The 13,165-nt window shown below is 67.9% G+C and carries 9 protein-coding genes and 1 tRNA gene; 7 read left to right on the top strand and 3 right to left on the bottom strand.

What is annotated here, in order from left to right:
- The first annotated feature begins 324 nt into the window (after positions 1 to 324).
- From ACZZZN_RS12155 to ACZZZN_RS12130, 6 genes are all read left to right on the top strand, one after another.
- Positions 325 to 413, top strand: a tRNA-Ser gene (locus ACZZZN_RS12155).
- Between the two features lie 280 nt (positions 414 to 693).
- Positions 694 to 3,222, top strand: coding sequence for a nitrite reductase large subunit NirB (gene nirB / locus ACZZZN_RS12150; protein WP_463506591.1), 2,529 nt, complete (start codon positions 694 to 696; stop codon positions 3,220 to 3,222).
- Positions 3,219 to 3,572 carry a nitrite reductase small subunit NirD gene (gene nirD, locus ACZZZN_RS12145; protein WP_463505400.1) on the top strand — a complete coding sequence of 118 codons (354 nt, stop codon included), beginning with the start codon at positions 3,219 to 3,221 and terminating at the stop codon, positions 3,570 to 3,572. Before nirB ends, nirD begins: the two co-directional genes overlap by 4 nt.
- Positions 3,569 to 4,804, top strand: a complete 1,236-nt coding sequence (gene cobA / locus ACZZZN_RS12140; RefSeq protein ID WP_463505399.1) for a uroporphyrinogen-III C-methyltransferase — start codon at positions 3,569 to 3,571, stop codon at positions 4,802 to 4,804. Before nirD ends, cobA begins: the two co-directional genes overlap by 4 nt.
- Positions 4,801 to 5,931, top strand: a complete 1,131-nt coding sequence (locus ACZZZN_RS12135) for a uroporphyrinogen-III synthase (RefSeq protein WP_463505398.1) — start codon at positions 4,801 to 4,803, stop codon at positions 5,929 to 5,931. The genes cobA and ACZZZN_RS12135 overlap by 4 nt, the downstream gene beginning before the upstream one ends.
- The gene (locus ACZZZN_RS12130) at positions 5,928 to 6,605 is read left to right on the top strand and encodes a sirohydrochlorin chelatase (protein WP_463505397.1); all 678 of its coding nucleotides are present in this window, start codon (positions 5,928 to 5,930) and stop codon (positions 6,603 to 6,605) included. The genes ACZZZN_RS12135 and ACZZZN_RS12130 overlap by 4 nt, the downstream gene beginning before the upstream one ends.
- Positions 6,606 to 6,684: 79 nt before the next feature.
- Here ACZZZN_RS12130 and ACZZZN_RS12125 read toward each other — a convergent pair whose 3' ends face one another.
- The 3 genes from ACZZZN_RS12125 to ACZZZN_RS12115 form a co-directional block, all read right to left on the bottom strand.
- A complete protein-coding gene (locus tag ACZZZN_RS12125) occupies positions 6,685 to 7,605 on the bottom strand; it encodes a formate/nitrite transporter family protein (RefSeq protein WP_463505396.1) in 921 nt (306 codons plus the stop codon).
- Between the two features lie 171 nt (positions 7,606 to 7,776).
- Positions 7,777 to 10,398 (bottom strand): excinuclease ABC subunit UvrA, encoded by a 2,622-nt coding sequence (locus ACZZZN_RS12120; protein ID WP_463505395.1) that lies wholly within the window; start codon positions 10,396 to 10,398, stop codon positions 7,777 to 7,779.
- A gap of 183 nt (positions 10,399 to 10,581) precedes the next feature.
- On the bottom strand, positions 10,582 to 11,913 hold the full coding sequence (locus ACZZZN_RS12115; RefSeq protein WP_463505394.1) for a DUF1254 domain-containing protein: 1,332 nt from the start codon (positions 11,911 to 11,913) through the stop codon (positions 10,582 to 10,584).
- Between the two features lie 187 nt (positions 11,914 to 12,100).
- Here ACZZZN_RS12115 and ACZZZN_RS12110 point away from each other — a divergent pair, with 187 nt between their 5' ends.
- Positions 12,101 to 13,141 (top strand): aldo/keto reductase, encoded by a 1,041-nt coding sequence (locus tag ACZZZN_RS12110; protein WP_463505393.1) that lies wholly within the window; start codon positions 12,101 to 12,103, stop codon positions 13,139 to 13,141.
- Positions 13,142 to 13,165 lie beyond the last annotated feature (24 nt).

Below are 13,165 nucleotides of genomic sequence, written 5' to 3'. Positions count from 1 at the left end.
CGTCTCGGGCCGCTTCGCGGTCCTCGCTCAACGACCGGAAGGGAAACCCCCCGGTCGTTGAGCGAAGACGACGGAGTCGACTGAGACGAAACGTCGCGAGGCGTTCTTTGGAATGGACCGCGTTTCGTCTCGGGCCGCTTCGCGGTCCTCGCTCAACGACCGGAAGGGAAACCCCCGGTCGTTGAGCGAAGACGACGGAGTCGACTGAGACGAAACGTCGCGAGCTTCCCGGTCGTCGTTCAACGATCGGTACGGCGATTCGTGACTGCCCGCTGAACCCGTTATGATTGCAAGGTGCATCCGGTCTTCACGGAGCGGATGCCTGGAGACGTCGCATAGTCCGGCCGAGTGCACCACCCTGCTAAGGTGGAGTCCCCTCACGGGGACCAGGGGTTCAAATCCCCTCGTCTCCGCAGTATTTTCCCGGTCAGAGCCTATTTTCATAAGCTCATCCAGCCTTCCTCCTTCCCGCGATCCGTCGTGCGTCATGCTCTCAGGACCGCGCGTGGATCCCTCAGCGGCGCGACGGTCTCACATCGGCGTTATCGGAAAGTGAGCAGAACGTTCGCTCGGCGTAACAGCGACTCGTCTCTCCGTGAAACACCGGTTGCCTACGGTCGGATCACGGACAGAGGAGGGCTCGTGATCGCTGGAAGCAACACATCGGCAGATGTCGTGGTGGTCGGTGCAGGTATGGTCGCGCATCGTTTCGTCGAGAGTCTGCTGCGGTCCGAGGGCGAATCCCGCTCCGTCACCCTGATCGGTGAGGAAGCGCGAGCGCCCTACGACCGCGTCGGGCTGTCCTCATACTTCGGGGGTGCCAGCGCCGATGACCTCGAGCTCGATGCCGGCGTCCTTGCCGACGAGCGAGTGCGTTTCATCCGAGACGACCGGGTCATGAGCATCGATCGCAGCGCGCGGTCGGTGCGCACGCGGTCAGGCGCGATCCATGCGTACGGCACGCTCGTGCTCGCGACGGGTTCATACGCGCTGCGGCCGGCGATCGACGGGGCGAAACTCCCCGGATGCTTCGTCTATCGGACGATCGACGACCTCGAGGCCATCCGCGAGTTCGTCACACGCCGTGAGCTGCAGCTCGGGCGGCCGCTTCGCGGCACGGTGATCGGCGGTGGTCTGCTCGGACTCGAAGCAGCGGGGGCGCTGCAGGGGCTCGACGTCGGATGCACCGTCGTGCAGTCCTCCGACCGGCTCATGTCCGCACAGCTAGATCTGGCGGGCGGAACCGTCCTCCGGCGCCTCATCGAATCGAAGGGGATCGCTGTCCGAACCGGGACGCGGACCACCCGCCTGGACCCCGATGCATCCGGGGCGGTCGCGACGCTGCAGTTCCAGGACGGCACCATGCACGACACCGACATCGTGATCTTCACGGTCGGCGTGCGTCCGCAGGACTCGCTCGCGAGGCTCGCTCAGCTCGACGTGCATCCGTCCGGCGGTGTGCTGATCGATTCCCGGTGCCGCACCGCCGATGAGCACATCCTCGCGATCGGTGAGGTCGCCAACTACGACGGGCGCTCGGTCGGGCTCGTCGCCCCGGGGTACGCGATGGCGGAGGTGGCCGCCACCCGGCTGCTCGGGGGCGACGCGACGTTCCCCGGGTACGACGAATCGGCCAAGCTCAAGCTCTCGGGTGTCGACGTCGCGAGTTTCGGCGATGCGATGGCCGTCACCCCGAATGCCCTCGACGTGGTGTACACCGACCCGGTGAGCGGCGTCTACAAGAAGCTCGTCCTCTCCGATGACGCGAAGACGCTGCTCGGTGGCATCCTCGTCGGCGACGCCTCGGCCTACGGCTCCCTGCGTCCGTTGGTGGGCGCGCCGCTGGGCGCTGACCCTGCCGCCTATCTGCTGCCCGAAGGCGGTGCCGCTCTCCCCGACAACGAACTCCCAGACGACGCGGTGATCTGTTCCTGTTCGAATGTGACCGCCGGGCGTATCCGCGACGCCGTCCACGCGGAGGGCTGCACGGATGCCGCCGCCGTGAAGGCATGTACCAAGGCGGGCGCCACCTGCGGATCGTGCATCTTCGCAGTGAAGAAGATCGTCGGGCAGGAGATGACGAAGCTCGGGCAGACGACGTCCGATGCGTTGTGCGAGCACTTCGCGATGTCACGCCGGCAGCTCTTCGACGCGGTGCGAGTGTCGGAGCTCTCGACTTTCAGCGCGATCATCGGGCGCTTCGGCACCGGGCGTGGCTGCGACATCTGCAAGCCGGCCCTCGCCAGCATCCTCGCGGTGCTGGTCGGAGCGCATGTCCTCGACGGTGAGAACGCGTCGCTGCAGGACACCAACGATCACGTGATGGCCAACATGCAGAAGGACGGCACCTATTCGGTGGTGCCGAGGATGCCGGGTGGCGAGGTCACGCCGGCGGGGCTCATCGCGATCGGCAACATCGCCGAGTCGTACGGCCTCTACACGAAGATCACGGGCGGGCAGCGCATCGACATGTTCGGTGCCCGTCTCGAGCAGCTGCCGCAGATCTGGCAGCGACTGGTCGACGCCGGCTTCGAATCGGGACAGGCGTACGGCAAGGCGCTGCGAACGGTGAAGTCATGCGTCGGCTCGACGTGGTGTCGCTACGGTGTGCTGGATGCGGTGGGGATGGCGGTGCGGCTGGAGTTGCGCTACCGCGGGCTGCGCGCGCCGCACAAGCTCAAGGTGGGCGTCTCGGGGTGCGCACGAGAATGCGCGGAGGCTCGGTCGAAGGACGTCGGTGTGATCGCGACCGAGACGGGCTGGAACATGTACGTCGGTGGCAACGGCGGGTTCTCGCCGAGGCACGCTGAGCTTCTCGCGTCTGGTCTCGACGACGAAGGTCTGATCCGCGCGATCGACCGCTTCTTCATGTATTACATTCGCACGGCGGATCGTCTGCAGCGCACTGCCGGGTGGTGCGCGGAGCTCGACGGCGGGCTGGACGGACTGCGGTCGGTGATCTTCGACGACGAACTCGGCATCTGCGATGACCTCGACACGGCGATGGCCGTGCACGTCGATCGGTACGAGGACGAATGGGCCGCGACCCTGCGGGACCCGGTCAAGCTCCGGCGATTCGAGTCGTTCGTGAACGCCGCGGATACCCCCGACCCATCACTCGCCTATGTGCCGGAACGAGGCCAGGTGCGCCCGGCCACGGCCGAGGAGCGCAGCGACGGTTCGGTGCTGATCGCGGGCACGACGCTGGAGGTGCGGCGATGACCACCACCGGCAGTCGGGTCCGAGTGTGCGCCGTCGGTGATCTGGAGGTCGAGCGCGGCAGGGCGGCGCTCTTCGGGACGGTCCAGGTCGCACTCTTCCTGCTGGCGGACGCGTCGGTGCACGCCGTGTCGAACCTCGACCCGTACAGCGGTGCACACGTCATGTCGCGCGGCATCGTCGGCAGCCGGGGTGAGGTACCGACCCTTGCGTCGCCGATGCACAAGCAGGTGTTCGATCTGCGCACGGGCGAGTGCCTCGAGACACAGGGCAGGGAACCCGCTTCGCTGCGGGTGTGGAGCGTGATCGTCGTCGACGGTCACGTCGAGCTCGACATCGAGGAGATCCGATGACCGTGATGCTGGGTGTCAATCTGACGGGACGTGACGTGCTGCTCGTGGGAGGAGGTGAGGTGGCCGCGAAGCGGCTCCGTCGCTTCCTCGCGGAGGGTGCGAGTGTGCGGATCGTCGCGCCGGCGCTGCATGAGGACACTGTGCGGCTCGTCGAGAGCCACGGAGTCGCCTGGCAGGGTCGGGAGTTCCGAGCATCGGACCTCGCGGGCGCGTGGTTGGTGCACACCGCGACGGGCGACTCGCATGTGGATCGCGCGGTCGTCGAGCAGTGCGAGCTGCAGCGGGTCCTCTGCATCAACGCCTCGGACGGCTCACGCGGATCGGCAAGGCTGACCGCACAGGCGGGAGTCGGTGACGTGACGGTCGCGGTCACCAGCACCGTCGGTGCGGATCCTCGCCGCTCCATGGCCGTGCGCGATGCGATCATCGCTCTGGGCGATGATGGCGGGCTGCCGCTCCGGCGCCGACGGGGCGCGCGCAGCGGCCGAGTCGACCTGGTCGGCGGCGGTCCTGGTCCTGCGGATCTGATGACCGTGCGCGCGCGGAGATTGATCGCGGAGGCCGATGTGCTCGTCACCGATCGACTGGGGCCCGCAGCCGAGATCGTGCAGGGGCTCGATCCCGATGTCGAGGTGATCGACGTGGGCAAGCAACCGGGACGACACCCGGTCCCGCAGGAGGAGATCAACCGGATCCTCGTCGAGCGCGCCGCTGCCGGTCTGCGGGTGGTGCGTCTCAAGGGCGGCGACCCGTTCGTGTTCGGCCGCGGGGGCGAGGAGATGCTCGCGTGCCTCGCTGCAGGAATCCCCGTCGACGTCACCCCGGGAATCACGAGCGCAATCGCGGTGCCGCAGTCGGCCGGCATCCCGGTCACGCATCGCGGCACGGCGGCCGCCTTCCACGTCGTGAACGGGCAGGGCGGGCTCGGGCCGGGTACCTTGGAGGCCATGGCTGATGCGACGGTGACGACGGTCGTCCTGATGGGCGTCGCAGCTCTCGGACGTCTGGTGGAATCCGCGATCGCGCACGGCGTTCCGAAGGACCGTCCTGTCGCATTCGTGGAGAGCGGGCACACGCCGCACCAGCGCACGACGCGTACGACCCTCGGGCGTGCAGTCGAGGATGCCGCCGCTGTGGGACTCCGCAATCCCGCCGTGATCGTGATCGGAGAGGTCGCGAGCGAGCGCCTGCTGCTGCCTTCGCCGTCGGCCATCGGGGCTGCTCTGGCGTGACGACCCGTGCCCCCCTCTCGCCGGCTCTGGCCGGATGCACCATCGTCGTGGCCGCAGACCGGCGCGCGGGCGACCTCGTCACCGCGCTGGAACGCCGAGGGGGGCAGGTCTATCGTGCGCCGGCGCTGAGCATCATCCCGAACGAAGACAACGAGGATCTGCTCGCCCGCACCCGCGATCTGATCGCGGATCCGCCGGACATCGTGATCGTGACGACGGGTGTCGGGTTCCGCGGCTGGATCGACGCAGCGCACGAGAACGATCTGGCCGAAGAGCTGTCGACCGCGCTCACAGGTGCGCAGTTCGTCGCTCGGGGACCGAAGGCGCACGGCGCGATCCAGCAGGCGGGGTTCACCGCCGACTGGGTCGCGGAGTCCGAGACCTCGGCGGAGGTGGCGGAGTACCTCACGGCTGAAGGCGTCGCCGGGCGTCGCATCGCGATCCAGCACCACGGTGCGGGTGCCGACGGACTCGACACGCTGCTCGCCGACCTCGGCGCCGACATCGTGAGCATCACCGTCTACCGCTGGGGGCCGCCGCCCGACCCGCAGATCGTGCACCGCTCCGTGGTGCAGGCCGGCTCCGGTGAGGTCGACGCCGTGCTCTTCACCTCCGCGCCGGGTGCGGCCGAGTGGGTCAGGGCCGCGATCCGCGCGGACACGCTCGACGCGATCCGCCGACGCGCGGAGGCCGGACGTCTGCTGCTCGCAGCTGTCGGCCCGATCACCGCGGCACCGCTGCGCAGCGCCGAGCTGAACACCATGCTCGCAGCCCGTGGACGGCTCGGTTCGCTGGTTCGCTGCGTCGTCGACCACTTCGCCTCCGGAGCAGCCCCACAGAGGCGAACGGCTGCGGGCACCATGGAGATGCGCAGCCGCGGCGTGCTGCTCGATGGTCGCTTCGTGCCGCTCTCCCGTGCCGGCTCCAGCATCCTCAGCGAACTCTTCGATGCCGCGGGCCGGGTGGTCTCCAGGGAACAGCTCGGTCTCGTGTTGCCGAGGGGCGGCGAGAACGCGCACGCCGTCGAGGTGGCGGTCGCACGGCTCCGCGAGGCGCTCGGTGGAGCGACCGCCATCCAGACGGTCGTGAAGCGCGGGTATCGGCTCACCATGGAGGACACCGAATGACCACACTCGTCGCCTGCTCTCACGGCACGGACTCCCCGGCGGGCCGGCGCACGATCGAGGCGCTCGTCGACCTCGTGCGGCAGCGGCTACCGGACTCGAGGGTCGTGCAGGCGTTCGTCGACGTGCAGGAGCCCACAGTGCTCGATGTGATCGAGCAGGAATGGGTGCTCGACGACGTCGTCGTGGTGCCGCTGCTGCTGTCGGTGGGCTTCCACACGGCCGTCGACATCGCTGACGCCGTGAGACCGCATGACAACGTCCTGCAGGGGGAGCCGCTGGGCACCCACCCGCTAATCGCCGAGGTGCTGGCCACCCGTCTGCGTGCGGCCGTCGACGACGTGTGGCTCCCGGGCGACCACGTCGTGCTCGCTGCCGCCGGTTCGAGCAATCCGGCGGCCGTCGCCGATGTGGCTGCCGCGTCGGAGCACCTCGCTCGTCTCATCCCCACCCCCATCACGATCGGATACGCCTCGGCGATCGAACCGAAGATCGGCGACGCCGTCGCCGCAGCACGGCGGGACGGGGCGACACGGGTGATCGCGGCGAGCCACGTCCTGGCTCCCGGATACTTCGCCGGACTCGTGGAGAAGTCCGGCGCAGACCTGGTGTCCGCGCCTCTCGGTGTCGACGCGCGGATCGCGGACGTCATCATCGATCGATTCCGCTCCGCCTGACGCGCATACGAAGCGCCAGGAGCGGCTCGCACAGGGGAAGAGGGCGGATGCCGCAGCATCCGCCCTCTTGCCCTCGGTGTCAGACTCGCGAGCGCTCGAGCTCCGAGCCGGCCTCCTGGCGGGCCACCGAGGCGGTGTCGGCGGGGGCTTCGGCCACGACGGAGCGCGCCCGTCGCAGAGCAGCGCGTGCGTCGCGGGTCTTCCGAGCCTTCGGGCGTCCGTGCGTGAAGTAGATCGGCAGCCCGACGAACGCGAGACCCCCGACGAGGTTGCCGACGACGGTGGGCAGCTCGTTCCAGACGATGTAGTCCCACACGGTGAAGTCGGCACCCATCAGCAGACCGGACGGGAACAGGAACATGTTGACGATGGAGTGCTCGAAGCCCATGTAGAAGAACAGCATGATCGGCAGCCACATCGCGACGATCTTGCCGATCGTGCTGTCTGAGACCATGGCCAGCACGACGCCCGTCGACACCATCCAGTTGCAGAGCACGCCGCGGATGAACAGGGTCAGCATCCCGGCGGCGCCGTGGTCTGCGTACCCGACCGTGCGACCGTGTCCGATCTCGCTGATCGCCTCGCCGACGGCACTCGGTGCGGTCGAGAATCCGTAGGTGAAGTAGATCGCCATCAGGATCGCCACCAGGAAGGCGCCGCCGAAGTTGCCGAGGAAGACCAGACCCCAGTTGCGCATCAGCGACCCGAAGGTCGCTCCCGGGCGACGGTCGAGCACCGCGAGCGGTCCGAGAGTGAAGACTCCGGTGAGCAGGTCGTACCCGAGCAGGTAGAGCATCACGAACCCGACCGGGAAGAGCACTGCGCCCAGGAGCGGCTGACCGGTCTGTGTCGAGACCGTGACGGCGAAGGCCGCGGCGATCGTCAGCAGGGCTGCGCCCATGAAGGCGCGGATGAGGGTGTCGCGCGTGGACAGCTGCAGTTTGTATGCGCCGGCGTCGACCATGCGGGTGGCGAGCTCGGCGGGCTTGACGTATGACACATGACCTCCACAGGACGGGAGCACGGATGCTCAGCTGAATCGAGCATGGACGAGCGGCGTTTCCGGCGACCACGCGCGACGTTACGTCTGTGGAGCGAACGCCTCACTTCATCGATCCGGCGGTGTGAGATGCGCAGCCTTCGGCGACCCGTGCGGCAGCGGATTTTTCGGTCAGGCTCTGATTCTGAGTTCCTGCGCTGCAATGGCCGCTGCAAGGTACGCAGCCGTCGTGCCGCCGCTCGCCGAGGCGATGGCCCGCGGAGTCCCCTCGGCCACGACCGTCCCGCCGAGGTCTCCGGCGCCGGGGCCCATATCGATCACCCAGTCGGCCTGCGCGACCACGCGCATGTCGTGCTCGACCATCACGACGGTGTTGCCCGCATCCACCAGATGCTGAAGATGCACGAGCAAGCGATCGGTGTCCGACGGATGCAGTCCGGACGTGGGCTCGTCGAGCAGATAGAGGGTGTCGCCGTGCTGGGCACGCCGGAGTTCGGAAGCGAGCTTCACGCGCTGCGCCTCGCCGCCCGAGAGCTCCGTCGCCGATTGACCCAGCGGCAGGTATCCGAGCCCCACGTCGAGAAGGGCGTCGAGGTGCCGCGCGACGTCGGCATCGTCGTCGAAGAGAACACGCGCATCGTTCACGCTCAGGGCGAGGACATCGGCGATCGTGTGTCCGTGCAGTTCGATCTCGAGGGTCTCCGGGTTGTAGCGGGTGCCGCCGCACGTGCTGCAGGGGGCGTGGACGGTGGGGAGGAAGAGCAGCTCCACCTCGACCGTGCCCTCGCCCTTGCAGGTGGGGCAGCGCCCGCTCGCCAGGTTGAACGAGAATCGGCTCGCGGCATATCGCCGCCGGCGTGCTTCGGGCGTGGCGGCGAACAGAGCGCGGACACGGTCGAAGAGTCCCGTATACGTCGCCACATTCGATCGTGACGTGCGGCCGATCGGCTTCTGACTGACCTGCACGACGCGCCGCACCCGGCTGGCCGGACCGGAAGCACGCCCTGTGGTCTCGGCCGTCGGCGAGGAGAACAGCGGATCCGCTGCCGTGGTGCTCTGTGTGTCGCTCGATGTGTCGATCGTCGAGCCATCGACCTCGCTGGACAGGCTCTTGTGCAGCAGATCGGGCAGTGCCTGGGTGACGAGAGACGTCTTGCCCGAGCCGGAGACGCCGGTGACGGCGGTGAGGCAGCCGAGGGGGATCGACACCGAGACGCTGCGGAGGTTGTTCCGTGAGACGTCGGAGAGCACGAGCTGGCCGTCGGCCTCACGAGAAGCGGACACCGGTGTCGTCGGCTGTTCGGCGCGCGCGTGATCGGGGAACAGGTAGCGCCGGGTCTGCGAGTGCTCCGCCTCTCGGAGGCCGTCGATCGGGCCGGAGTAGACGATCTCGCCTCCGGTGGCTCCTGCACCCGGGCCGATGTCGACGATCCAGTCCGCATGCCGGATCACATCGAGGGAGTGCTCGACGAAGAAGACCGTGTTCCCTGAATCTCTGAGCGAGCGAAGGATGCGCACGAGCGCTTCGCCGTCGGCGGGATGGAGTCCGGCAGACGGTTCGTCGAGCACGAACATGACCCCGAACAGCTGCGAGAGCACCTGGGTGGCGAGCCGCATCCGCTGCAACTCCCCGGACGAGAGCGTGGGGGTCGATCGATCCAGCGAGAGGTAGCCGAGACCGAGCTCGATGATGGGGGAGACGCGATCTCGCAGCTCATCGACCAGCCGGTGCGCCGCGAGCTGCTTCTCGGGCGAGAGCGCCGGGTGATCGGATGCATCCGCGGCCGACCCGCTGTCGGATCGGTCGAGCACCGTCTCGAGGAGAGCAGCGAGATCGGCGAGCGGCAGCCCGGCCATCTCGGTGATGTCGAGACCGGCGAACGTCACGGCGAGAGCCTCCGGCTTCAGCCGGCGCCCGTCGCACAGCGGGCAGCGGACGCTGACCATGAAGCTCGCTGCCTTCTCGCGCATCTTCGCGCTCTTCGAGTTGGCGAAGGTGTTGAGCACGTACTGTCTCACTCCGACGAACGTGCTCATGTACGACGGCTCGATGCCGGCCGCGACAGCCTTGCGCACCTGCGCCGGGCCGCGGTCGGTGAACACCGGAACCTGAGGCGACTCCTCGGTGTACAGCACCCACTGACGCTGCTCTTCCGGCACGTCGCGCCACGGGATGTCGATGTCGTAGCCGAGGGAGATCAGGCTGTCGATGAGCTGCTTGCCGTGCCACGCCCTCGGCCAGGCGTCGAGAGCACGGTCGCGGATCGTCAACGACTCATCGGGCACCATGAGGTGCAGAGGCACGTCGTAGACCTGGCCGATCCCGTGGCACCGCGGGCAGGCGCCCTGCACGGTGTTCGCCGAGAAGTCTTCGGCGAACAGCGGCTCTGCTCCAGACGGGTAGGTGCCGACGCGCGAGAACAGCATGCGCACGACGTTGCCGATCGACGTGGCGCTGCCGACGGTCGATCGAGCACTGCCGGCGGTGCGCTGCTGGGGGAGGGCGACCGCCGGAGGCAGCCCCGAGATGGTGTCGACGTCGGGGATGTCGACCTGGCTCATCAGGCGCCGCGCATAGGGCGCCACCGACTCGAAGTAGCGACGCTGCGCTTCGGCGTACAGCGTGCCGAAGGCGAGAGAGCTCTTTCCCGAACCCGAGACGCCGGTGAAGGCGACGAGGGAGTCTCGGGGTATCGCGACGTCGACGTCACGAAGGTTGTGCACACGTGCTCCGGTCACGACGATGGCGTTCGACGTGTCGGACAGCTTCGACGGTGGGGTCCCGCCCATCATGGACCTCTTCTCGTATCCCGCGTAGCGCGGATGGATGCGACGTTCGCCGACTCCGCGCCACGTTACCTCGCCCGTCAGACTTCGTCGGAGTGGTTGACAGCGGTCGGTCGGGACCCCGATGTGCCGCGACCGGCGCTGCGAGCCCCGTCGAGCGCGGCGCGTCTTCAGTGTCCTGCGGGTGCGTCAGCTGCGGACGATCGAGGGCACTTCGTAGCTGCGGTCGAGCACTGCCTCGCCCGGCTCGTACATGCGCAGCACGGGGCGGAAGTCGCCGGCGGGTGACGGCAGCCAGTTCGCCCGGGCAGTGGGGTCGGCGGGCTCGCTGTGACTGATCGTGATCGTCAGCGAACCGTCCGGCTCGTACACGATGCCCTGGGTGCGGTCTCCGATCGAGTACCTGCGGATCGGATTCTCCACCATGAAGAAGTTCGGCACGTCGTACATCGTCAGCGACCAGAAAGCGCCGACAGGAGGTGTGGGGTCGAGGTGCAGGGTGTACGTGCGCGATCCGGTGAGCTGCTCACCGTGATCGTCGATGTAGGTCATGATGTACGCCGCCTCGTAGGCGTGGTTCCCCCACAGGCCTCCTGCAGCTGCGGCCGCTCGTTCTATGATCCGCATCTTCGGGTCGGTGATCGTGAACCGTGGATCGTCCAGCGCGCCGGTCCGGAAGTAGTCGAGGTTGTAGTCGAACGCGTGGAAGGTGAGTTTCCAACCGTTCACCTCGGGGCTCGCGCCGCCCGAGTGGAGCACCTTCTCGATGAGCGCTCGGCCATGCTCGTAGCCCGCGGCGAGTGCAGACGCGATCTCCTCGTCGACGTCGGGTATCGACCGATCGGAGTCGTTGAGTCCCAGAGGCGTAAAACTCTCTTGGAGCGACCGGTCGCGCTCCGGAGGGGGGAATTCGTGGCTCCACAGGCGCACCTTGTCGAAGAAGACGAGGGCATCGGAGTCGGAGGCTGCAGGCTGCGGGATGCCGGTCGGCCGTGCGTCCGGGGCCAGCGCCGTCAACGTGGTCCCATCCTGCAAGGCAGCGACGGATGCGAGGTCGTGGTCCCCAGCGCATGCCCAGCGGCCGACGATCGACGCGATGCGGGTGGGGAACTCGATCGTGGTGACGTCGTCCCGCGCGTCGCCCGACCAGCCGGGAGGGACGAGCAGAAATGCCGCGGCCTGCGTGCCCGTGGCGCGGTGTCCGACATAGGCGAAGTTGTTGGTCCATGCATCGACGAACTGCAGGACGTAGTAGCGCCCCGCCGTATCCGGCACCTGCAGGAGCACGGGGCCGACGCTGAGGTCGATCTGAGCCATCGAGTAGAGGGTGTCGTTGTTGATCGTCACGAACGTGTCTGCGGGCCCCGCCATCGTGCGCGCATGGCTGAATGTATTGAAGGGAGCCGCCGGGTTCGCTCCGACGCCCTCGTTCACGTACCTCTGCACCTGGTCGAGGTTGAACACCAGAGGAAAGCCGAAGACATATGCCTCGCTGGCGAGCGATGTCAGGTCGGGTGTCATGGTGGCTCCTGTTCCTCGTGCAGCCGGTGATGCCTGCCGCCCCACGGTAGCCTCGGATCCCTTGCCTGGTGGGGCACGCTCACCCTCTTCGGATGAGTGATGGCGGAGCGGCGGAGATCGCCGCACACCATGCGGGCAAGCGCTATCCTGAAGCCCTTCCCCCGCCTCGCCTATAGGAGCATCCCTCATGCCCATCGCTGCCGATGACCCCCGCCTGACGACTCCCTTCGAAGCCGCCTCCACCCGGTACACCGATGTGCCTTTCCAGCGCGCCGGCGCCAGCGGCGTGCAGCTGCCCAAGGTCTCGCTGGGCCTCTGGCAGAACTTCGGGCGGGACCGCTCCTTCGACAGCCAGCGTGAGATCGTGCTGCACGCCTTCGACCGCGGGGTCGTGCACATCGACCTCGCCAACAACTACGGCCCGCCCTACGGATCGGCCGAGTCGACCTTCGGTGCCGTGCTCGACAGCGGACTCGCCCGCTACCGTGACGAGCTGTTCGTGACGACCAAGGCCGGATACGACATGTGGCCCGGACCCTTCGGCGACGGCGGCTCGCGCAAGTACCTGACGCGCTCGCTCGAGCAGAGCCTCACGCGCATGAACACCGACTACGTCGACGTGTTCTACTCGCACCGCCCCGACCCCGAGACCCCGCTCGAGGAGACCGTGACGGCGCTCGCCGACATCGTGCGCAGCGGCAAGGCGCTGTACGTCGGCATCTCCAACTACCCCGCCGAGCTCGCGCGTCGGGCGTATGAGCTGCTTGCCGAACAGGGGGTGAAGCTGCTGCTGCACCAGCCCCGCTACTCGCTGTTCGACCGCACGCCCGAGGCCGAGCTGTTCCCGACGCTGCGCGAGCTGAAGGTCGGCAGCGCGGTGTTCTCGCCGCTCGCCCAGGGCCTGCTCACCGGCAAGTACATCGACGGTGACGTCCCCGCCGATTCGCGCGCGGCCAACAGCCACTTCCTCAACGGATCAGCTCTGACCGACAACTACCTCGAGCGCATCCGCGGCATCGATCGCGTCGCGAAAGACGCGGGCCTGTCGATCCCGCAGCTCGCGATCGCCTGGGTGCTGCGCGACCCGGTGGTGACCACGGCGATCATCGGTGCCTCTCGCACCGGCCAGATCGACGATGCCGTCGCGGCGAGCCAGGTCGTGCTCTCCGTCGACGTCATCGCCGCTCTCGAGGAGTTCGCGGCCACGCCCGGCGCCACCGTCGTCTGAGGCGTAGAGCCAGGCATCCCCGGC

The sequence above is a fragment of the Microbacterium sp. AC145 genome, from assembly GCF_979258505.1.
The sequence above is the reverse complement of the archived record's forward strand: the minus strand, read 5'-3'. Positions and strand labels throughout refer to the sequence as shown.

Excerpts from the sequence above, each read along its gene's own strand:
- ACZZZN_RS12115 (WP_463505394.1), bottom strand. The coding sequence starts at position 11,913 with ATGACACCCGACCTGACATCGCTCGCCAGCGAGGCATATGTCTTCGGC.
- cobA (WP_463505399.1), top strand. The coding sequence starts at position 3,569 with ATGACCGTGATGCTGGGTGTCAATCTGACGGGACGTGACGTGCTGCTC.
- ACZZZN_RS12120 (WP_463505395.1), bottom strand. The coding sequence starts at position 10,398 with ATGATGGGCGGGACCCCACCGTCGAAGCTGTCCGACACGTCGAACGCC.
- nirB (WP_463506591.1), top strand. The coding sequence starts at position 694 with ATGGTCGCGCATCGTTTCGTCGAGAGTCTGCTGCGGTCCGAGGGCGAA.
- nirD (WP_463505400.1), top strand. The coding sequence starts at position 3,219 with ATGACCACCACCGGCAGTCGGGTCCGAGTGTGCGCCGTCGGTGATCTG.
- ACZZZN_RS12110 (WP_463505393.1), top strand. The coding sequence starts at position 12,101 with ATGCCCATCGCTGCCGATGACCCCCGCCTGACGACTCCCTTCGAAGCC.
- ACZZZN_RS12130 (WP_463505397.1), top strand. The coding sequence starts at position 5,928 with ATGACCACACTCGTCGCCTGCTCTCACGGCACGGACTCCCCGGCGGGC.